The organism is Agromyces sp. GXS1127 (genome assembly GCF_050565425.1).
Taxonomy (GTDB): domain Bacteria; phylum Actinomycetota; class Actinomycetes; order Actinomycetales; family Microbacteriaceae; genus Agromyces.
Genome location: NZ_JBOCIG010000004.1, coordinates 195,466 through 217,122, shown reverse-complemented (window position 1 = coordinate 217,122; position 21,657 = coordinate 195,466). Strand labels below are relative to the sequence as shown.

The following is a 21,657-nucleotide window of genomic DNA, read 5'->3' as shown; positions in this document are numbered from 1 at the left end:
ACCGCCGGGCGCACGGCCGCAGGGCGGCCCGGGTGGCGCGCCCGCGGGCGCCGACGGTCCGATCAGAACGGCTCGAGCACGCCCGTGCCGAGCAGTACGAACACCGTCGCGCCGAGCGCGATGCGGTAGATCACGAACGGTAGGAAGCTGTGCCGGGAGATCCAGCGCATGAAGAAGGCGATCACGAGGATGGCGACCACGAACGCGACCGCCGTGGCGAGCGCCGTCTCGAGCGGGCCGTACACCGCCGGCTCGCCCCAGCTCTTGAACAGCTGGTAGAAGCCCGAGCCGAACACGGCGGGAATGGCGAGGAGGAACGCGTAGCGCGCGGCGGCGGCACGCTCGTAGCCGAGCAGCAGGCCCATGGTGATCGTGCCGCCCGACCGCGACACGCCGGGGATCAGCGCGAGCGACTGCGCGAGGCCGAAGTAGATGCCGTGCGGGTAGGTCAGCTCGTCGAGCTTGCGGCGCTTCGCGCCGGCCCAGTCGGCGAGGCCGAGGACGATGCCGAACACGATGAGCATGGTCGCGACGACGTACAGCGATCGGAACACGGTCTCGATCTGGTCCTGGAACAGCAACCCGAGCACGACGATCGGGATCGAGCCGACGATGATGAGCCAGCCCATGCGCGCGTCGGGGTCGCTGCGGGGCACGCTGCCGCGCAGCGCCCCGAACCACTGGCGGATGATGCGCACGATGTCGCGCCAGAAGAACACGACGACCGCCGCCTCGGTGCCGAGCTGCGTGATCGCGGTGAACGCCGCCCCCGGGTCGGCCGCGTTGGGCAGGAACTCCCCCAGGATGCGCAGGTGCGCGCTCGAGGAGATCGGCAGGAACTCGGTGAGTCCCTGCACGAGGCCGAGGATCAGGGCTTCGAGCAAGGGGGCATCCTTCCGCCCCTCGACGCGCGAAGGGCACGGGACCGTCGTGGTCGGGAAACGAGCGCCGACGCCGTCAGTACGCCAGCAGCAGGTCCCTCAGGACCTGCCTACCGAAGACTAGTGCGTCGAGCGGCACGCGCTCGTCCACGCCGTGGAACATCGCCGGGAAGTCGATCGTGTCGGGCAGGCGCAGCGGCGCGAAGCCGTAGCCCGCGATGCCGAGGCGCGACAGCGACTTGTTGTCGGTGCCTCCGCTCAGCAGGTACGGGAAGACCGTCGCCTCGGGATCGTGCGCGTGCAGGGCGTTCGTGACGGCGTCGACCAGCGGGCCGCGCGTCGGAGCCTCGAGGCCGACGTCGCGGTGCACGATCTCGATGTCGACGTCGGGACCGACGAGGTCGGCGAGCTCGGCGAGCACCGCATCCTCCTCGCCCGGCAGGGTGCGGACGTCGACGAGCGCCTCCGCGCGGTCGGGGATGACGTTGTGCTTGTAGCCGGCCTGCAGGAGCGTCGGGTTCGATGTCGTGCGGAGCGTCGCGGTGATGAACCCCGACGCGGACCCCGTCGCGAGCGCGAGCTCGTCGGGCGAGACCTGCTCGGGGTCGACGCCGAGCGCGCCCGCGATCGCCGCGAGCAGCTCGCGCGTGGTGCCCGTGAGCCGCAGCGGCCACTCGCGCCGGCCGATGCGGGCGATCGCCTCGGCGAGCTTGGTGACGGCGTTGTCGCCCACCCGGCGCGACCCGTGGGCGGCCGTGCCGTGGGCGACGAGGCGGATCCAGACGAGCGACTTCTCCCCCGTCTGCAGGAGGTAGGCGCGCTGCCCGCCGACCGTGATCGAGTAGCCGCCGACCTCGCTGATCGCCTCGGTCGCGCCGGCGAAGAGCGCCGGGTGCTCGTCGACGAGCCAGCTCGCGCCGTAGAGCCCGCCGGCCTCCTCGTCGGCGAAGAACCCGAGGATCAGCTCCCGCTCCGGCAGCCGGTCGTCGGCGAGGATGTCGCCGACGGCGGTGAGGATCATGGCGTCCATGTCCTTCATGTCGACCGCGCCGCGCCCCCACAGCATGCCGTCGCGGATCTCGCCCGCGAACGGGTCGACGCTCCAGTTGCGCGGGTCGGCCGGCACGACGTCGAGGTGACCGTGGAGGACGAGCGCGGGCTTGTCGGGGTTCGCACCCGGGATACGGGCGACCACGTTCGCGCGGCCCGGCGCCGACTCGAGCATGACCGGGTCGAGGCCCATCGCGCGCAGCCGTGCCTCGACGTACTCGGCGGCCTCGCGCTCGCCGTTCGACCGGCCCTCGCCGTGGTTCGTGGTGTCGAACCGGATGAGGTCGCGCGCGATGACCGCGGTCTCGTCGAGCACCGGCTCGGGCGCGGGTTCGGGCGCGGGGGTCGTCGGGAGCGTCTCGGCCATGCGGTCCACGCTAGCGTGCGCCGCGGCGACCGCCGTCGGCGCGCTGCCGCGGCATCCGCTCCCCCGGCGGACGGTCGGAAACGTGCTTTCCACGGCTGATCGGCGTCTCTGCGGCGCGGACGGCCCGGGCGGCCTGGGCGTGGTCGGAGGGCCTCCGAAACCGTGCTAATCTCTTCTACGGCCGCTGAGCGATCAGGGCCGAGACAACGCGCGGGTGGCGGAATTGGCAGACGCGCTAGCTTGAGGTGCTAGTGCCCGTATAGGGCGTGGGGGTTCAAGTCCCCCCTCGCGCACGCGTTGTCGAGAAGGCCGGATCTTCGGATCCGGCCTTCTTGCGTTTCACCTCCCCCGCGCGTGCGGCATGCCGTTCTCAGGAGTTCTCCGGCGTGTCGCCGTTTCCGACGGCGTGTCTTCCTGAGAAGCGCTGCATTCGGCGCCTGGCTCCTGAGAACTGCTGCGGGCGGCAGCGCCCGTCGGCACCACCCGGGGGCGCGCGACGCCCCCGGTGGTGTGTGGACGCGTGGCATCCACGACTTGCCACATTCGAACATGTGTTCGAACATGGACGAGTGACGATGACCGCTCCCCGACCCGCCCCGGCCGTCCCGGTCGCAGCCGAGACGGCGTCGGCGGCGCGGCTCGAGCGGGTCGGGGAACTCCAGGCGCGCATCCGCGGCATGCAGGCGACGAGGCTCGACACGCGCACGGTCCCCACGCACCCCGCGCTCGCGAGCGTGCTGCCCGGCGGCGCGCTCCGCGAGGGCGCGGTCGTGCAGGTCGAGGGGTCGATCACGCTGCTCATGGCCGCCCTGGCCGGGCCGTCGCGGAGCGGCCGCTGGGTCGCGGTCTCGGGCATCCCCGAGTTCGGCGTCGAGGCCGCGGCGCGATTCGGCATCGACCTGGAGCGGCTCGTGCTCGTGCCCGACCCCGGCCGGCAGTGGCTGACGGTGGCGGCCGCCCTCGCCGATGTGATCCCCGTGGTCGCCGTGCGGCCCGACGGGCGGCTCGCGCCCGCCGAGGCGTCGCGATTCGCCGCGCGGCTGCGCCAGCGGGGCGCCCTGCTCCTCGTCGACGGCGACTGGCCCGGCAGCGACGCCCGGCTCGAACTCGAGCGGAGCGACTGGACCGGACTCGACCACGGGCACGGGCATCTCGCCGAGCGCGAGGTCGTCGTGCGGGTCACCGGTCGCGGCGAGGTCGGGCGGGGCGATCGACGACGCCTTCGGCTGCCCGCCGGCGACCTCGGGTTCGCCGCGGTCGACGACCTTCCCCGGCACCGACCCGACCTCGCCGCGAGGGCCTCGTGAGCGCGGCCGTGCGCACCATCGTCCTCTGGTGCCCGGACTGGCCGGTGCTCGCCGCGTGCCGCGAGCACGGCATCGACCCCGCGCTGCCCGTCGCCCTCACCGAGAAGGGGCTCGTGCACTCGTGCTCGGCCGCGGCCCGGCGCGACGGGGTGACGCGCGGGCTCCGGCTCCGCGAGGCGCAGTACCGCTCGACCGCGCTGGCGGTGCTCGAGTACGACGCCGCGCTCGACCACCGCGCGTTCGAGCCCGTGGTGCGCGGCGTCGAGGCGATCGTCCCGGGCGTGCAGGTGCTGCGGCCCGGCACGCTCGCCATGCGGGCGCGCGGTCCGGTGCGCTACTACGGCGGTGAGGATGCCGCGGCGCGGGCGCTGCTCGCGGCCGCGGCGGGGCTCGGCATCGCGGGCGCACGCGTGGGCGTCGCCGACGGGCCGTTCGCCGCCGAGCAGGCGGCGCGGACGGCGGGCACGGCGGGCACCACCGGGGGTGCCGTCGCCACGGCGGCCACCACGGCCGGTGCAGCGGATGCCGCGGCCGCGGCGGGCACGCCCCCGCGGGCGTTCGCGGTGCCGCCGGGCGAGTCGGCGCGGTTCCTCGCACCGCTGCCGGTCTCGCTCGTGGCCGACGCCCGCACCACGACGCTGCTTCACCGGCTCGGCGTCCGGACCCTCGGGGAGTTCGCGGCCCTCCCCGAGGAGGACGTGCGGCGGCGCTTCGGCGCGGCCGGCGCGTTCGCGCACGACCGGGCCGCGGGGCGCGAGCAGTCGCGCGTGGCGCCGCGCACTCCCCCGCCCGAATTCGAGGTGGAGCAGCACTTCGAGCCGCCGCTCGAGCGCATCGACCAGCTCGCATTCGCGTTCCGCGTGCGGGCCGAGGAGTTCATCGAGCGGATGCGGTCCGTGCGGCTCGTGTGCACCGGCATCCGGGTCGAGCTCGACGACGACCGAGGCGGGCACTCGAGCCGCAGCTGGCTGCACCCGCACTGGTTCACCCCGGCCGACGTGGTCGACCGGGTGCGCTGGCAGCTGCAGGGGTCGGGCACGGCCGACGCGGGGCTCGAGGCCGCCATCGTGCGCCTGCGGGTCGCGCCCGAACGCGTCGACTCGACGGGCAATCACGAGGAGGGGCTCTGGGGCGGCGGTCCCGACGAGCGCGTGCACCACGGGCTCACGCGCGTGCAGAGCATGCTCGGGCACGAGGGCGTGGTCACGGCGACGATCGGCGGCGGGCGCATGCTCGCCGATCGGCAGGTGCTCGTGCCGTGGGGCGATCGGGCGCCCGAGCGCGTCGCGCCCGAGGCGCCCTGGCCGGGCAGCCTGCCCGCGCTCGCGCCCGCGAGCGTGTTCCGCGAGCGGCTGCCGGTGGCGCTCGTCGACGCCGAGACGGCCTCCGTGGCGGTCGACGCGCGCGGGGCGATCTCCGCGGCGCCGGCGTCGTTCGCGGTCGGCGGCGGCCGGCCGGCGCCCGTGCGCGCGTGGGCCGGGCCGTGGCCCGTCGTCGAACGCTGGTGGGACGCCGAACGCGCGCGCCGCGTGCACCGGTTCCAGGTGGTCGACCACGACGGGTGCGCGTGGCTGCTCGTGCGCGACGACGAGGGCTGGTGGGCCGAGGCGAGGTACGACTGATGGGCTGGAACAACCCCGAGATCCCATGGTCCGAGCTCGAGCGGCGGCTCTCCGATCGGCAGCGGCCGGGCAGCGGATCCGGGGCGACGGGCGGGCGCTCGAAGGTGCTGGGCGACGGCGGCGACAGTCCCGCCTGGAGCCGGAAGCGGCATCCGTACCGCCCGCCGGAGGCCGACGAGCCGCCGACTGACTCGCCGGCAAGGCCGGTCGTGCCGTACGCCGAGCTGCACGCGCACTCGACGTTCAGCTTCCTCGACGGGGCGTCGGGCCCTGAGCGGCTCGTCGAGGAGGCGCACCGGCTCGGGCTCACCGGCCTCGCCATCACCGACCACGACGGCTTCTACGGCATCGTGCGCTTCGCCGAGGCGGCCGAGGCGTACCCCGAGCTCGAGACCGTCTACGGCGCCGAGCTCTCGTTCGGCCTCACCGAGCCGCAGATGGGCGCGGCCGATCCCGAGGGCGACCACCTGCTCGTGCTCGCCGCACGGGAAGAGGGCTACCACCGGCTCGCCTCGGCGATCACGGCGGCCCAGCTCGCGGGCGGCGAGAAGGGCCGGCCGGTCTACGACCTCGACGACCTGGCGGCGCGCGCCGACGGCCACTGGGTGGTCTCGACCGGGTGCCGCAAGGGTGCGGTGCGCCGTGCGCTCGCGGGCGAGGGCGGGGCGGATGCCGCGTGGCGCGAGCTCGACCGCCTCGTCGCCCTGTTCGGCCGCGACCACGTCGTGGTCGAGCTCACCGACCACGGCGACCCGCTCGACCAGGTTCGCAACGACGCGCTCGCCGAGCTCGCGGCCCGCGCCCGCGTGCCGGTGCTCGCGACGAACGCCGTGCACTACGCGACCCCGGGCGAGCACCGACTCGCCTCGGCGCTCGCGGCGGTCCGGGCGCGGCGCAGCCTCGACGAGCTCGACGGGTGGCTGCCGGCGACCGACGGACTGCACCTGCGCTCCGGCGCCGAGATGCTCGCCCGGTTCGAACGGTACCCCGGCGCCGTCGAGCACTCGGTGACGCTCGCGCACGACCTGTCGTTCCGGCTGCGGAGCGCCCGCCCGAGGCTGCCGAGACAGGAGGTGCCCGAGGGGCACACGCCCATGTCGTGGCTGCGCGAGCTCACGTGGCGCGGCGCCGAGCGGCGCTACCCCGGCCTGCCCGACCACGTGCGCGAGCGGCTCGCGAAGGAGCTCGACGTGATCGAGCAGAAGGACTTCCCCGGGTACTTCCTCATCGTGCACGACCTCGTGCAGGAGGCGCGCCGCCGCGGCATCCTCTGCCAGGGACGCGGCTCGGCGGCGAACTCGGCGGTCTGCTACGTGCTCGACATCACCGGGGTCGACTCGATCTACTACGAGCTGCCGTTCGAGCGGTTCCTGTCGGCGCTGCGCGACGAGGAGCCCGACATCGACGTCGATTTCGACTCCGACCGGCGCGAGGAGATCATCCAGTACGTCTACGGCAGGTACGGTCGGCACAACGCGGCGCAGGTCGCGAACGTCATCAGCTACCGGCCGAAGGGCGCGGTGCGCGACATGGCGAAGGCCCTCGGCTACTCGACCGGGCAGCAGGATGCGTGGTCGCGGCAGGTCGAGCGCTGGGGCTCGGTCGTCGAGACCGACGATCACGACATCCCCGACTCGGTGATCGAACTCGCCGAGCAGCTGCTGACCTTCCCACGCCACCTCGGCATCCACTCGGGCGGCATGGTGCTCACCGACCGTCCCGTGGGCGAGGTGTGCCCGATCGAGCACGCCCGCATGGAGCACCGGACCGTGCTGCAGTGGGACAAGGACGACTGCGCGTGGATGGGCCTCGTGAAGTTCGACCTGCTCGGGCTCGGCATGCTCGCCGCACTGCAGTACACGTTCGACCTCGTGCGCGAGCACGCCGGCGAGGAGTGGGAGCTCGCGACCATCCCGAAGGAGGAGCCCGCGGTCTACGACATGCTGTGCCGCGCCGACTCGATCGGGGTGTTCCAGGTCGAGTCGCGCGCTCAGATGGGCACGCTCCCCCGCCTCCAGCCGCGCTGCTTCTACGACCTCGTCGTCGAGATCGCGCTCATCCGCCCCGGCCCGGTGCAGGGCGGCGCGGTGCATCCCTACATCCGGCGCCGCACGGGCGAGGAGCAGGTGAGCTACCTGCACCCGAAGCTCGAGCCCGTGCTGCGGCGCACCCTCGGGGTGCCGCTCTTCCAGGAGCAGCTCATGCAGATGGCCGTCGCGGTCGGCGACTGCGACGCGGCCGACGCCGACCTGCTGCGGCGCGCGATGGGCTCGAAGCGCGGGGTGGAGAAGATCGAGCGGCTGCGGGCGAAGCTCTACGCGGGCATGGAGCGCAACGGCATCGACCCCGAGACCGCCGACGCGATCTACGAGAAGATCGAGGCGTTCGCGAACTTCGGCTTCGCCGAGAGCCACGCCATCAGCTTCGGCCTGCTCGTCTACGCGAGTTCGTGGCTGAAGCTGCACTACCCGGCGGCGTTCCTGGCCGCGCTGCTGCGCGCGCAGCCGATGGGGTTCTACTCGCCGCACACGCTCACGGCCGACGCGCGCCGGCACGGCGTCGAGCTGCTGCGGCCCGACCTCGCGCGCTCGGGCGTGCACGCCGGGCTCGAGGCGCTCGAGGCGTTCCGTCCGGCAGGCGAGGCGGGCATCGAGGCGACGGATGCCGCGGCGGGGGCCCGCGGCATCCGTCGACCCACCGGCATGCCGGCCTGCACGGACGGGCACCAGCCCCCCGTCGGGCCGTTCGACCGCACGGCACCCGACCGTTCGGCCGAGCACCGCCGCGACGGTGCGTTCGCGGTGCGTCTCGGGCTCGCCGACGTGACCTCGATCGGTGCGACGGTCGCCGAGCGGATCGTCGCCGAACGCGACGCGCACGGGCCGTATCGCGACATGGCCGACCTGTCACGGCGCGCCGACCTCGACGCGGCGCAGCTCGAGGCGCTCGCCGCGGCGGGCGCGTTCGAGTGCTTCGACCTGCGGCCGCGGCAGGCGCTCTGGCTCGCGGGCGAGGCGGCGCAGGATCGTGCCGACTACCTGCCCGGCGCGGTCGTCGTGGTGCAGCCGCCGCTGCTGCCGATGCTGAACGACGCCGAGCAGGTCGTGTACGACCTGTGGGCGACGGGCATCTCCCCCGACGACCATCCGATCCGGCACGTACGCGACCGGCTCGACGAGCGCGGGGTCGTGCGCATCGACCGCCTGCACGGCGCCGAATCGGGTCGGCGCATCGAGGTCGGCGGCGTGGTGACGCATCGGCAGCGACCGGCGACCGCGAGCGGCATCACGTTCATGAACCTCGAGGACGAGTCGGGCACGCTCAACGTGATCGCGAGCGTCGGCGTCTGGACGAGGTATCGCCGCATCGCGCGCGAGGCGCCCGCGATGGTCGTGCGGGGCATCCTCGAGCGCTCGCGTGAGGGCGTCGTCAACCTCGTCGCCGACCGGTTCGAGCCGCTCACGGTGTCGACGACGAACCGGTCGCGCGACTTCCGCTGACCCGCGGCCCGACGGCGGGCCGACCTCCCGTGCACTGCCCCGACCGGCGGCGATACGCTGGAGCATGGCCGTGTCCATCGCCGCGGCGGCCGGCTGACGGAGTCTCCCGTGGCCGAGCCGACACGTGCACCGCTCATCACGACGGCGTTCATCGCCCTCGCGGCCGCCGACCTCGCCTACTTCACGGCACACGGCATGGCGATCTTCGCGCTGCCCCTCTACGTCGTCGGGCCGATCGCCGGCGACGAGGCCGCCGCCGGCATCGCATTCGGGGCGTTCGCCGTCTCCGCGCTGGTGCTGCGGCCGATCTCCGGGCGCCTCGCCGACCGGTACGGTCGTCGACCGCTGCTCGTCGGCGGGGCGCTGCTCCTCGCGTCGACGTTCGCGCTCACCGCCGTCGCCGAGTCGCTCGTCGCCGTCATCGGCCTGCGCCTGCTCGCCGGGGTCGCCGAGGCCGCGTTCTTCGTCGCGAGCTTCGCGGCGCTCGCCGACATCGCCCCGCCGGAGCGCATGGGCGAGGCGCTGTCGTACAACTCGCTCGGGCTCTACCTCGGGCTCGCGATCGGGCCGCCGATCGGCGAGGTCGTGTTCGATGCCGGCGGGTACACGGCCGTGTGGATCGGTGCAGCCGTGGTCGCGGCGGTCGCGGCGACCACGGTCCTCCTCGTCGGCGAGACGCGAACGGCCGCGCCGACGACGGAGGGGCCGCTGCGGATCATCCATCGACCGGCGATCCCCGCCTCGCTCGGCTTCCTGACCTCGCTCATCGCGATGGGCGGGCTCCTCGCGTTCGCCTCCCTGCACGCGACCCGCATCGGGTTCGAGACGCCGAGCGTGATCCTCCTGGTCTACGGCGGAACGGTCGTGGTGTGCCGGCTCGCGTTCGCCCGCGTGCCGGATCGCGTCCCATCGCTCGTGCTCGGCACGGCAGCGGTCACGGCGATCGGGATCGGCGCGGTGATCGCCGCCGTGTGGCGGCAGCCCGTGGGGTTCGTCGTCGCGACCGTCGTCATGGCCATCGGTGTCGCGTTCAGCACGCCGGCCTTCTTCTCGGCGATCTTCGCGACGGCCTCGCCGTCCGAGCGGGGGATCGCTTCGGGCACCGGCAGCGCGGCGATCGACCTCGGGCTCGGCATCGGGCCGATCCTGCTCGGATTCGTCGCCGCCCCGCTCGGCATACCGTGGGCGTTCGCCGCGGCGGCGGCGATCGCGTGGGCGGGTGCGGCCTGGACGGCGGGGCTCGCGCTGCGGGCGCGCGCCACGGCGGCCTGATCGTCCACGACGGTCGGATCGTCCGCGGAACCCGCTCGTGTCGCGACGCGGCGTGCCGCGACATCCGTTAATCTCAGGCGGTGCCCCCTGCCTCGAACGACCGATTCGGACCCGACCGCTACGGCCAGGACGTGCTCGCCGGCGACTGGCGCGCGGCGGGCCGCCGCACGATCCCCGAGGTGCCCGCGACGCGCGACCTCGTCGTCGAACTCGCGGCCGACGGCTACTGCGGGGCGGTCGTCGCCGTCGAGAAGCAGACCGTGACGCTCGAAGACCGGCACGGCCGGACGCGCATGTTCCCGCTGGGCCACGGCTTCCTCGTCGAAGGCGAGCCCGTTCGCCTCGTCGCACCGAAGGCCGCCGCACCGCAGGGCCGACTGCGCACGGCGTCGGGCTCCTACGCGGTGGAGCCCGGACGCCCGGCGAGGGTCGCGCTGCCGAGCCGGATCTTCGTCGAGGGGCGGCACGACGCCGAGCTCGTCGAGAAGATCTGGGGCGCCGACCTGCGGGTCGAGGGCGTCGTCGTGGAGTACCTCGAGGGCGTCGACGTGCTCGACGGGATCCTCGACGAGTTCGCTCCCGGGCCGGGTCGGCGCGTCGGCGTGCTCGTCGACCACCTCGTCCCCGGCTCGAAGGAGCAGCGGATCGCCGACGCCGTCATGCGCGGCCGGCACCGCGGTCATGTGCTCGTCGTGGGCCACCCGTTCATCGACATCTGGCAGGGCGTGAAGCCCGCTCGCGTCGGCCGTGAGGCGTGGCCCGTGATCCCGCGCGGCACGTCGTGGAAGCACGGGGTGTGCGCCGCGTTCGGCTGGCCGCACGAGGACCAGGCCGACATCGCGCACGCCTGGCAGCGGATCCTCGGGCAGGTCCGCGGCTACGGCGACCTCGAGCCCGCGCTGCTCGGCCGGGTCGAGGAGCTCATCGACTTCGTGACCGCGCCGGTCGACTGACTCGGCCGGCCGCGCCGGCGGCCCGCGACGTCGGACCGGCGCGCCCGGAACATGCGCCCGTCGCCGCTAGGCGATCGTCGTGCCGAACGCGAGCCCCAGCACGTACGTGACGGCGGCCGCGCCGAGGCCGATCCCGAGCTGGCGGAGCGCCCGCTTCAGCGGCGACGCGCCCGAGAGCAGGCCCACGGTCGCGCCCGTGGCGAGCAGCGCGATGCTGACGAGCACGGCCGCGGTGATGGTCGCAGCGAGCCCGGACATCCCGATCAGCCAGGGCAGCACGGGGATGAGCGCGCCCGACGCGAAGAACGCGAAGCTCGACACGGCCGCGCTCATGCCGGTGCCGATCGCCTCGTCGTCGTGCTCCATGGTGCCGATGGCGTCGGTCGGCGCCTGCAGTCGCTCGGCCGCCTGGACGCGCGCGAGGACGAGGGCGGCCTGGTCGACGGCCTCGTCCTCGGCCATGCCCCTCGCGCGGTACACGAGCGCGAGCTCGTTCGCGTCGAGGTCGAGGTCGCCGAGCGCGTCGCGCGCGCCGGGGTCGGGGGCGGACGCCTCCAGGAGCTCGCGCTGCGAGCGGACGGAGACGTACTCGCCGGCACCCATCGACAGCGCGCCGGCGAGGAGCCCGGCGATGCCGGTGAACAGCACCACCGGCGCCGGGACGCCCGTCGCGCCGATGCCGAGGACGAGCGCGAGGTTCGAGACGAGACCGTCGTTCGCGCCGAACACCGCGGCACGGAAGGTCCCGGCGAGCCGGCGTCGGCCGCGCGCCGCGAGGCCGCGCACCACCTCGCCGTGGATGCGCTCATCGGCGGCCATCGCCGCGGTCGCATGCGGGTCCGTGGCATAGGGCGACCGCGCCTCGGCGCGCTGCGCGAGCGCGAGCACGAAGATCGAGCCGAACCGGCGCGCGAGCGCCGCGAGCATCCGGGTGCGCAGGTCGGCCCGCGGGATGCCGGCGTCGTCGCCGTCGAGCAGGCGCAGCCAGTGCGCCTCGTGGCGGCCCTCGGCGGCGGCCAGCGCGAGCAGGATCTCGCGCTCCTCACCGGTCCGGCGTGCCGCGAGTTCGCGGTACACCGCGGCCTCGGCGCGCTCGTCGGCGAGGTAGCGCTTCCAGCGCGTGCGGTCGGCTGGCGTGCCCTGGGGCTCGTCGGCGGTCATCCTGCTCCATCCGAAGGTCGCGAGCGCCCGATCGGATGCCTCGAGGGCCGGTCGCCCGCCTCGTCGCGTATCGGCCCGTCCGGGCCTCCGCAAGGCTAGTGGGCCGGCTGCCGCCGCGTCGCGCCGTGGACCCGGATTGGCAGCATTTCGGATCGCCGAACCAGGCGCTCGCCGCCTCGGGCCGAAATCCGACCGCGTCGCAGCCGCTCGATGCGGCTCAGCCGACGAGCTTCTGCCAGCCGTCGCCCTCGGCGTGCTCGAAGATCAGGTTCGTCTCGGTGTGCGCGACGGCCGGGTGACCGGTGAGGTGCGCGAGCACGAACTCCCGCAGCTCCTCGGCGTCGCGGGCCGCGACGTGCAGCAGGTAGTCCTCGGCGCCGGCCATGTGGAACACGCCGAGCACGCCCGGCAGGTGCGGCACCGCGTTCCGGAACGCGTCGATCTCGCTCCGGTCGTGCTTGACGAGCCGGATCGCGATGAGCGCCTGCAGGGACACCCCGAGTGAGACGAGGTCGACGTCGACGCGGTAGCCGCGGATGGTGCCGAGGCTCTGGAGCCGGCGCAGCCGGAGCGAGACCGTGGACTCGGCGACGCCGACCTCCGCGGCGAGCGCCGCACCCGACGCGCGCGCATTCTTCGAGAGGGCCGTGAGCAGGGCCCGGTCGACCCGATCGAGTTCCGCTTTCTGCGCCATGGTCGGATTCCTCCCGGTCGAGCGTGAAGCTTCTTCGTGAATTTTGCCTGAATCGAAAGCATCTTCGCAAGACACCCGAATTGGTCACAGATTCTGTAGCCTGCTCGCATGTTGACACCGTCGTCGAACTTCGAGACCCGTGCCGTCCACGCTGGGATGGAGGGGGTGCGCGAGCAGGGCTCCCACGTTCCCACCATCGATCTTTCCACGACGAACCCCCTCGGCGACGTGGAGAACGGCGGGATGTCGTACGAGGAGCTCGCGACCGGCGGCTGCCTGACCGAGGGTCGCTCGGCGGTCTACCAGCGTCTCTGGCACCCCGGCGTCGCCCGGTTCGAGACCGCCCTCGCCGACCTGGAGGGCGCCGAGGGCTCCGTCGCCTTCGCGACCGGCATGGCGGCGCTCGCCGCGACGCTCATCGCGGCCACGACGGCGGGCACGCCGCACGTCGTCGCCGTCCGGCCCCTCTACGGCGGCAGCGACCACGTGCTCGAGAGCGGCCTGCTCGGCACGACCGTGACCTGGACCGACGTCGACGGCATCGCCGCCGCCATCCGCCCCGACACCGGGCTCGTCATCGTCGAGACGCCCGCGAACCCGACGCTCGAGCTGCTCGACCTGCGTCGGGTCGCGGATGCCGCGGGCACCGTGCCGCTCCTGGTCGACAACACCTTCGCGACCCCCGTGCTCCAGCGCCCCGTCGAGCACGGCGCCACCCTCGTCCTGCACAGTGCGACGAAGTACCTCGGGGGTCACGGCGACGCGATGGGCGGCGTGGTGGCGGGCCCGACCGAGTGGGTCGAACGCCTGCGCCGGGTGCGTGCGCTGACCGGCGGGCTGCTCCACCCGATGGGCGCGTACCTGCTCCACCGCGGCATCCGGACGCTGCCGGTGCGCGTGCGCGCGCAACAGGAGACCGCGGGCGAACTCGCGCGCCGCCTCGGGGCGCACCCGGCCGTCGCCCGGGTGCGGTACCCCGGCCTGCCCGGCCAGGACCCGCGGGGGCTGATCGGTCGCCAGATGGCGGGTGCCGGATCCATCATCGCGCTGGAGCTCGCGGGCGGCTACGACGCGGCGTGCCGGTTCACCGAGGCGTGCCGGCTCGTGACGCACGCGGTCTCGCTCGGCGGGGTCGACTCGCTCGTGCAGCACCCGGCCTCGCTCACCCATCGGCCCGTCGCGGCGCACGCGAAGCCCGATGCGGGCGTGGTCCGGCTCTCGATCGGGCTCGAGCACGTCGACGACCTGACGGCCGACCTCATGGCGGCCCTCGACGCCGCGTCGGACGCTCAGGACCTCGGGCGCTCGTCGGAGCTCGCGGCCTCGGGCGGCGCATCGACCTGATCCGCCGGCGCCGGATTCCGGATGCCGACCCACGACACGATGCCGCCGACGACGAGCAGCACGGCGGTGACCACCGCGACCCGGTGATAGCCGTCGACGTCGAGCGCGTCTCCGACGATCACGCCGATCGACGCGATGGAGACCAGGCCCGCGATCCGCGAGACCGCGTTGTTGACGGCCGAGCCGATGCCGGCCCGCGACGGATCGACCGCGCCGAGGATCGCGGAGGTGAGCGGCGCCACGGTCATCGCCATGCCGAGCCCGACGACGAGCATGCCGGGGAGCACCTGCCACCAGTACTCGACCGGCACGTCGATCATCAGCGTGAGCAGGTAGCCGGCCGCGACGACGATCGGCCCGGCGGTCATGAGCACGCGCGGCCCGATCCGCCCCCCGAGGGTGCCGAACCACGATCCGAGGATCACGAGCATCACCGTCGGCGGCAGCGTCGCGAGCCCGGCGAGGGTCGCGGGGAATCCGCCGACCTGCTGGAGGAAGATCGGCAGCGCGAAGAGCCCCAGGCTGAACGCCGCGTAGATGAACCACGTCGCGAGGTTGCCCGCGGCGAAATTCCGCGCACGGAACAACGTGAGGGGCAGCATGGGGGCGGGAGCGCGCCGCTCCCACAGGACGAACGCCACGAGCGCCGCGACGCCGAGCGCTGCGGGCACGAACACGAGCGGGTGCCCCCAGCCGAGTCTCCCCTGCTCGATCAGCGCGAACACCGTGCCGCCGAGCCCGACGACGCCGAGCGCGGCCCCGACCCAGTCGACGCGCGCCCGATCCGGGTTCGGTTCGTCGCGGCCGAGCGGATGCATCATGACGAGCGCCACCGCGATCGGGAGCACGTTGATCGCGAACACCAGTCGCCACGAGAACAGGTCGACGAACGCACCGCCGAGGATCGGTCCGATGAGGAACGCGCTCGTCGTCCACGCGGTCCAGCGTCCGATCGCGCGGCCCTGCTCGGACGACGGGAACGTGGCGATGATGAGCGCGAGCGAGCTCGGGACGAGGAGCGCGCCGGCGGCCCCCTGGAGGGCGCGCGCGACGATCAGCACCGTGCCGCCCGTCGCGACGGCGCACGCGATCGAGGTGATGCCGAACCCGACCAGCCCGAACCGCAGGATGCGGAGCCGCCCGAACGAGTCGGAGAGCGACCCGGCGAGCAGGATGAGCGACCCCAGGGTGAGCAGGTACGCGTCGACGGCCCACTGCTGCAGCGAGAGACCGCCGCCGAGGTCGGCCTCGATCGCGGGGAGCGCGATGTTGATGACCGCCCCGTCGAGGAACGCGATGAACGCGACGACCACGGCGATGACGAGTACGCGCGTCCGCCGGTCCATGCGCGCCATGCTACGCCGGACGTGCGACGGTCCCGACCGCCACCGGTCGCAGCCGTCGCCGCACGGTGCTCAGCGCCGCCGGCTCGGGACCGATGCCTCGACTCGGGGCTCCTCGCTCACCGCGGGCCGACCGAGCGACCGCACCTCCCAGCCCGCGGCACGGTACGCGTCGCCGTCCAGCGCGTGGCGCCCGTCGACGATCCGCCGGTTCGCCACCCGGTCGCCGAGCTCCTCCGGGTCCGCCTCGGCAAACTCGGCCCACTCCGTGAGCAGGGCCACCACGTCGGCCCCCTCCACCGCATCGGCCATCGAGTCGGCGTAGACGAGATCCGGGTACGCACGGTGGGCGTTCTCGTTCGCGTGGGGATCGTAGACGCGCACGTCGGCGCCCTCGAGCCACAGCATGCGCGCGACATCGAGTGCCGGAGCATCGCGGACGTCGTCCGAGTCCGGCTTGAACGCGGCTCCGAGGGCCGCCACGGCGGCGCCCCGGAGCTCTCCGCCTGCGGCTTCGCGCACCAGGTCGACGGTCCGCAGCCGACGCCGGGTGTTGATGTGGTCGACCTCATGGAGGAACGCGACGGCCTGCCCCACCCCGAGTTCCTCGGCACGGTGGGTGAATGCTCGGATGTCCTTGGGCAGGCACCCGCCGCCGAAGCCGAGACCCGGCTTGAGGAAGCGGCCGCCGATCCTCGAGTCGAACGAGAGGGCGGACGCGAGGTGGTCGACGTCGGCGCCCGTGGCCTCGCAGACCTCCGCCATGGCGTTGATGTAGGAGATCTTCGTCGCGAGGAACGAGTTCGCCGCGACCTTCACGAGCTCGGCGGTGGCGAGATCGGTCACCACGAGGGGGGTCTCGTCGGCGAAGAGCGGTGCGTACGCCGCGGCCAGCTGGCGCTCGGCCCACTCGGATGCGACGCCGAAGACCAGTCGGTCAGGGTGGAGTGTGTCGTCTACGGCGAAGCCCTCGCGGAGGAACTCGGGGTTCCATGCGAGCTCGAGCTCCGCGCCGGCGGGCGCGATCTCGCGGATGCGCTCCGTGAGTCGCTCGGCCGTCCCGGTCGGCACGGTCGACTTGCCCACGATGAGCGCGCGGCGGTCGATGCGGCTCGCGAGGGCATCGACCGCGGCATCCACGTAGGTGAGGTCGGCGGCCGGGGAATCGGCCGCCTGCGGCGTGCCGACGCAGATGAAGTGGACGTCGCCGAAGCGGGCGGCCTCGTCGAAGTCGGTCGAGAACCGCAGTCGCCCGGACGCCAGCTGCTCGACGAGCAGCTCCTGCAGGCCCGGCTCGAAGAAGGGCACGCGCCCGGAACGGAGCGCGGCGATCTTCACCTCGTCGATGTCGACGCCGAGGACCTCGAAGCCGAGCGCGGCCATGCAGGCGGCGTGCGTCGCGCCGAGGTAACCGACGCCGACGACGCTCATGCGCGGATGCTCGGCGATCTCGGGACGATCGGGGGTGCGGGTGGTGGAAGTCATCGGTTCCTCCGGTGGTCGGATGGTGGTCAGGGGGTGGGGTGGGCGCGCTGACGTCAGTCGCGGCACTCGACGTTGCTCAGTTCGGCTCCGGGTCCCGACACCTCGTTCGAGCACTCGAGGACGTTCTCCCGGGCCGGCTTCAGTGCGAAGCCGAGCCCCGCGCCGTCGAGCGCGGCGGTGTTGTCGCGGAAGACGTTGCGGGTGCCCCAGCCGTCGAGGATCTCGTGCGTCTGGAAGCCGTCGGCCGCCGAGCTGACGCCCGAGTTGCCCTCGATGAGCCAGTCGTTGCCCTTCACGTCGACCCACGAATCGGCGTCGTCGATCACGAGGCTCGCACCGTCGAACGTGTTGTCGCGGACGATGCCCTCGCTCGTGCCCTCCTTGATGTCGATGCTCTCCGCGGTGGTGCGCGAGATCTCGTTGCCCTCGATCACGTTGCGGTCGCTCGGGTCGGGCTCGCAGTCGCTGATGTCGCACCAGTTGCTCTCGGCGGTGCCGACGTAGATGCCCTCACCGAACTTCGGCTTGCGCTGCCCCGTGTCGCTCACGACGTTGCCCGTCACCAGGTTGTCGGTGCTGGCTGCACGGAGGTGGATGGCCTCGTCGCCGATCTTCGAGACCGAGAGGCCTCGGATCTCGGTGTGGGTGGCGCCATCGGCCATCAGGCCCTTCTGGCCGTTCTCGAGCGCCAGCCCCTGGACGGTCCAGTGGGAGACCCCGTCGAGGTGGAGCACGTACCCCTGGTCGATCCCGCCGCCGTCGAGGACCGACTCGTGGGTCCCGCACAGCGTGACCGGCTCCTCGGCCGTGCCCTGCGCCGACGCGGTGAACTCCCCGACGTAGCGGCCGGCCTCGACGAGGATGACCTCGCCCGGCTGTGCGCCGTCGAGCGCATCCTGCAGTGCCGCTGCGTCGCCCACCGTGACATCGGGGTCCGGGCAGTCCCCCGGTTCGGCGTCCGCATCGGGCGTGGCGTCATCACGCGCGTCGGAGCGAGGGGCGCTCGCGTCGTCGGCTGGGGCGTCATCCTGCTGCACGGCCCACGCGATCGCCGTCGCGCCGGCCCCGAGTGCGAGTACGGCGGCCACGATGAGGGCCGCGAAGGCGAGCGGATGCCGCTGCCACGGGTGTCGGCGGTCCTCGTGCGTCGTTCGGAGGTCGTTCATCGATTCGTTCCCTTCTTCAGCTGTTCCGCTGGCACGATGCCTCGGCTGAGTGCGGTGAGGGGGACGCGCTCCGCGTAGGGGTTCCGCGTTCCCCGCCGGCGGCGTCCGGTCAGGGCGGTGAAGAGGAGGAGCAGGCCCAGGGCGGCCCAGATCAGGCTGAGCGGCTGCGACAGCGTCTGGACCACCGAAGTCGTCGTGACAGGCGGCGACCACGCCTCCGTGTCATTGCCGGAGATGGTCGCACGGGATCCGTCCACGTGGATGGCGGTCGTTCCGTACCCGGCGATCTCGTTGGCGTGCACCCGGGTCCCCTCGGCCGAACCCGCGACGGTCACGGCGTGGTTCGAGACATCGGAGATGCGGTTGTCCTCGATCAGCACCGACGACGAGCGGACGTGGACGCCCGTGTCGGCCGTGGTGATCTCGTTGCCGACGACGCGCGCGTCGTCGACCGCTCGGCGGACCGCGATCGCCCGGGGCTGGTCCTCGAACACGTTCTCCCGCACCGCGACGGTTCGGGCGCGGTGGTCGAGCACGAGGCCGACCTCGTTCCCGGCGATCGTCGAGTCGGCGACCGTGATCTGCTCGCCGCCGTTCACCTCGACCCCGTAGCGGGCGTTGCCGGTCACCTTCGCGTCGGTCAGGCGGATCTCGCCGGACGCGGACACGTCGGTGCCCTGTGCGCTCGGTCCGTCCGCGAGCGGTCGACCGTCGATGGAGACCCCGTTCCGGCCGTTGTCGCCGACGACGAGGCCGGTCAGGTCGAGCCGCGAGCTGGAACGCTCGACGGCGAGGCCGTCGACGGCGTTCCCCGTCGACTCCGTCGAGCTGACCGAGGTGTCCGACACGTATCGGTGGAGCACGATGCCGTCGACCAGCGCGGCGCGCACGTTCGAGTCCGAGATGGCGAGTTCACTGGCACGGGAGACGAAGAGGCCGAAGGCATTGCCGTCGGATTCGACGTGCTGCAGCGATCCGGTCACTCCACCGGGATCGCCCTCGTCCGTGGCCAGCGCCTCGAGCTGATCGGGCGCGAGGATCGTCGCACCCGCCGCACCCGCCGCACCGTCCGCCGGTTCGGCGAGCTCTGGCAGCGCATCCGCCCCGGATTCCGTATCGAGCCCGGTGAGGGAGAACCCTCCGGTGTTCCCGCTCCAGAAACCGAGGTCGGCGAAGCGGGCGTAGCGCACGTCGACCGGGCCACCGATGACACGCACGTACGCTCGGCCGTCCGACGTGTCGGTGTCCGGGGCGCCTGGGCCCCCCGCGCGGCTGATGAAGGTGACTGGCGCCTCCTCCGTGCCGACGATGTCGAGGTCCGCGCCGAGGGAGACGAAGGACGCGAAGCCCTCGGCGTCGCTCTGCATCTCGATCGTGACGGGCGACCCGGCCGCCAGGCTGAATCGGGCGCCGGGGAGCACGAGCACGTGCTCGCTGAGCAGGTACCGTCCGTCGCCCTCGTCGACGAAGGTGTCCGGCGCGAGCGCGCGGAGGTCGTCGAGGGTGTACGGCTCCTCCCGAGCGGGGAGCACGAGCGTGGACAGCGGCGTCGTCGGGACGCGGTAGGCGCCGTCGGCTCCCGGGATCCGCCAGGGCACCGTTGCGGCGACCGAGCGGACGAATCCGACGCGCTCGGCCTCGCGATCGACGAGTCCCGCCTCCGTCTCCGGGTCGCCCGGGTAGAGCCGGCCCTGCACCGTGCCGTTCGCGGCGATCTCGTTCCGGCCAACGGCCTCGGTCGTGCTGCGATCGCTCGAGACGACTCCGCCGAGCACGGCGACGCCGAGGATGAAGACGCCGACGAGGATGGCGCCGAGCAGTCGTTGCAGGCGGGTCATGCGGGCACCCCCTTCGGCTCGGGCTCGCGGTCGTCGAGCGGCACGCCTTCGGGCGCGACCTTCCGTTCGTCCACGGTGACGACGGCGGGCGCGGCACGCTCGGTGACGGTCGCCGCGTCCTGGCCGTCGCCGCCGATCTGGCCCTCGCGGCGCGTCAACCAGCCCTGGCGGTTCATCGTGACGAAGGCGAGCAGCTTGACCGGCAGGGCGATGAAGATCACCGTCAGCGTCAGCACCGGCAGGATCAGCAGGTCCTTCGGGTTGCGTCGCAGGTTCGAGTACCCGCGGATGCCGCGGCCGACCAACAGCCACGCGGCCGCGGCGGCGATGCCGACCGGTGTCGGCTCGAGCCGGGCGAAGATCAGGTAGAAGAGCGTGAGGCCCATCGTCACGGGCGTCAGCAGGATCTGGAGGACCGTCACCTTGGTCACGAACGGCACCTGCCAGAGCCAGCCCTTGGCGGCCGCCGTCAGGTAGGTCCGATAGGAGTTCCGGCTCCAGCGCACGCGCTGCTTCACGAACGCCCGGAACGTGGCCGGGAACATCGAGGTGGCGCGGGCCGTGGACTGGTGCACGGTGCGGTAACCCGACGCGAGGACCAGCCAGGTGAGGCGTCCGTCGTCGCCGGCGACGCAGCGCTTGCCGAGGAAGAACTCGTTCTCGAGATGGTCGAGCACCGTGAGCACGGCCTCGCGGCGGTAGGCCGCCGTCCGTCCGGAGAGGATCGGCACGGCGCCGGCCCGACCCATCGCGGGCACGTAGTCGTAGTACCGCAGGTTCACCAGCCAGTCCGCGACCTTGCGCCAGATGCTGCTGTTGCGCTGGTACACGTTCTGCTGGGTGCCGACACCGCCAACGAGCGGGTCGACGAACGGCATCTGCACCCGGCGCAGCAGCCCCGGCTGCCAGAAGGTGTCGGAGTCGGTCAGGACGAGGACCTCGAAGCGCGCCTGTCGGATGCCGGCGCCGAGCGCCGAGCGCTTGCCGACGTGGTCGAACAGGATGGGGCGCAGCCGGCTGTCGCCGAGCGCGGTGATCCGGTCGTAGGCGATCAGGTCCTCGACATCCAGGACGATGATGATCTCGTCGGGGTCCTGCGACCGCCAGGAGTCCAGGCATCGCATCAGGATGTCCGGATCCTCGTGGAAGGACGGCACGATCACGGACGTGGTCGTCCGGTGATCGTTCCAGATGGGCCGGGCGCGTCGCGAGAGCACGAATCGGTAGATCCAGAGCCCCCAGACGATCGTGCCGGCGATCGCGATCGGGAAGTACGGCGCGACGGTGTCCCAGAACGACGCGAGGTCCTCCAGGAGGGACGTGAGCGCAGTCGTCTCAGTCGTGCCCGCCGCGTGCATCGCCGGATGGGCGTCGGGCACGCTCGACGGCGCGGTGTGGGTGATGTTCATCGGGTTCCTCGCTCGTGGCTTGCGGCTCACGACCCGTCAGGGCGACCCGTTCACCATCCGGCGCCGGTCTTCCTGGGCGGAGACCTGGGCGTCCCCTTCGGGTCGGGCGCCGGCGTCCGGAAGGCGGCCACGTTACGCCTGCGACCCGGAGAACGACCCCGGGGTTTACACGTGCCGGATGGCTCGTTACGGTGCCCCGCCTCGATGGCGAGCCCACCCCGCTCGGGGCTCCGGATGCCCAGGTAACCGGGGATCTCCGGCCGAC

General features: G+C 73.0%; 15 protein-coding genes and 1 tRNA gene. 7 read left to right on the top strand and 9 right to left on the bottom strand.

The window, feature by feature from the left end; genetic code table 11:
* Nucleotides 1–62 precede the first annotated feature (62 nt).
* The gene (locus tag ACQ393_RS08995; RefSeq protein WP_430646486.1) at nt 63–884 is read right to left on the bottom strand and encodes an undecaprenyl-diphosphate phosphatase; all 822 of its coding nucleotides are present in this window, start codon (nt 882–884) and stop codon (nt 63–65) included.
* A gap of 73 nt (nt 885–957) precedes the next feature.
* A complete protein-coding gene (locus ACQ393_RS08990; protein ID WP_430646485.1) occupies nt 958–2,298 on the bottom strand; it encodes a M20/M25/M40 family metallo-hydrolase in 1,341 nt (446 codons plus the stop codon).
* 208 nt (nt 2,299–2,506) lie between these two features.
* On the opposite strand from ACQ393_RS08990, the gene ACQ393_RS08985 reads away from it, so the two are divergent.
* From ACQ393_RS08985 to ACQ393_RS08960, 6 genes are all read left to right on the top strand, one after another.
* Nucleotides 2,507–2,591, top strand: a tRNA-Leu gene (locus tag ACQ393_RS08985).
* A 282-nt stretch (nt 2,592–2,873) separates the two neighbouring features.
* Nucleotides 2,874–3,605 carry a hypothetical protein gene (locus tag ACQ393_RS08980; protein ID WP_430646484.1) on the top strand — a complete coding sequence of 244 codons (732 nt, stop codon included), beginning with the start codon at nt 2,874–2,876 and terminating at the stop codon, nt 3,603–3,605.
* An 8-nt stretch (nt 3,606–3,613) separates the two neighbouring features.
* Complete coding sequence (locus tag ACQ393_RS08975) at nt 3,614–5,227, top strand: DNA polymerase Y family protein (RefSeq protein ID WP_430646483.1); 1,614 nt, start codon at nt 3,614–3,616, stop codon at nt 5,225–5,227.
* Nucleotides 5,227–8,727 carry an error-prone DNA polymerase gene (locus tag ACQ393_RS08970; RefSeq protein WP_430646482.1) on the top strand — a complete coding sequence of 1,167 codons (3,501 nt, stop codon included), beginning with the start codon at nt 5,227–5,229 and terminating at the stop codon, nt 8,725–8,727. Before ACQ393_RS08975 ends, ACQ393_RS08970 begins: the two co-directional genes overlap by 1 nt.
* 108 nt (nt 8,728–8,835) lie before the next feature.
* Complete coding sequence (locus ACQ393_RS08965; protein WP_430646481.1) at nt 8,836–9,999, top strand: MFS transporter; 1,164 nt, start codon at nt 8,836–8,838, stop codon at nt 9,997–9,999.
* 80 nt (nt 10,000–10,079) lie between these two features.
* A complete protein-coding gene (locus tag ACQ393_RS08960) occupies nt 10,080–10,952 on the top strand; it encodes a DUF3097 domain-containing protein (protein WP_430646480.1) in 873 nt (290 codons plus the stop codon).
* Between the two features lie 66 nt (nt 10,953–11,018).
* On the opposite strand, the gene ACQ393_RS08955 is transcribed toward ACQ393_RS08960, so the two are convergent.
* Nucleotides 11,019–12,113 (bottom strand): VIT1/CCC1 transporter family protein, encoded by a 1,095-nt coding sequence (locus ACQ393_RS08955; protein WP_430646479.1) that lies wholly within the window; start codon nt 12,111–12,113, stop codon nt 11,019–11,021.
* A 217-nt stretch (nt 12,114–12,330) separates the two neighbouring features.
* Complete coding sequence (locus tag ACQ393_RS08950; protein WP_430646478.1) at nt 12,331–12,807, bottom strand: Lrp/AsnC family transcriptional regulator; 477 nt, start codon at nt 12,805–12,807, stop codon at nt 12,331–12,333.
* Nucleotides 12,808–12,915: 108 nt separating this feature from the next.
* Between ACQ393_RS08950 and ACQ393_RS08945 the strand changes: the two genes are divergently transcribed.
* Nucleotides 12,916–14,151, top strand: a complete 1,236-nt coding sequence (locus ACQ393_RS08945) for a trans-sulfuration enzyme family protein (protein ID WP_430646477.1) — start codon at nt 12,916–12,918, stop codon at nt 14,149–14,151.
* Here ACQ393_RS08945 and ACQ393_RS08940 read toward each other — a convergent pair.
* The 5 genes from ACQ393_RS08940 to ACQ393_RS08920 all read right to left on the bottom strand — a co-directional run bounded on the left by ACQ393_RS08940 (nt 14,097) and on the right by ACQ393_RS08920 (nt 21,392).
* Nucleotides 14,097–15,497 carry an MFS transporter gene (locus ACQ393_RS08940; protein WP_430646475.1) on the bottom strand — a complete coding sequence of 467 codons (1,401 nt, stop codon included), beginning with the start codon at nt 15,495–15,497 and terminating at the stop codon, nt 14,097–14,099. The two genes, ACQ393_RS08945 and ACQ393_RS08940, sit on opposite strands and share 55 nt — an antisense overlap.
* 69 nt (nt 15,498–15,566) lie before the next feature.
* A complete protein-coding gene (locus tag ACQ393_RS08935; protein WP_430646474.1) occupies nt 15,567–16,979 on the bottom strand; it encodes a UDP-glucose dehydrogenase family protein in 1,413 nt (470 codons plus the stop codon).
* Nucleotides 16,980–17,032: 53 nt separating this feature from the next.
* On the bottom strand, nt 17,033–18,145 hold the full coding sequence (locus ACQ393_RS08930) for a right-handed parallel beta-helix repeat-containing protein (RefSeq protein ID WP_430646473.1): 1,113 nt from the start codon (nt 18,143–18,145) through the stop codon (nt 17,033–17,035).
* Entirely contained in the window at nt 18,142–19,983 is a 1,842-nt protein-coding gene (locus ACQ393_RS08925) for a right-handed parallel beta-helix repeat-containing protein (protein WP_430646472.1), read from the bottom strand. Before ACQ393_RS08925 ends, ACQ393_RS08930 begins: the two co-directional genes overlap by 4 nt.
* A complete protein-coding gene (locus ACQ393_RS08920) occupies nt 19,980–21,392 on the bottom strand; it encodes a glycosyltransferase (protein WP_430646471.1) in 1,413 nt (470 codons plus the stop codon). Before ACQ393_RS08920 ends, ACQ393_RS08925 begins: the two co-directional genes overlap by 4 nt.
* Nucleotides 21,393–21,657 lie beyond the last annotated feature (265 nt).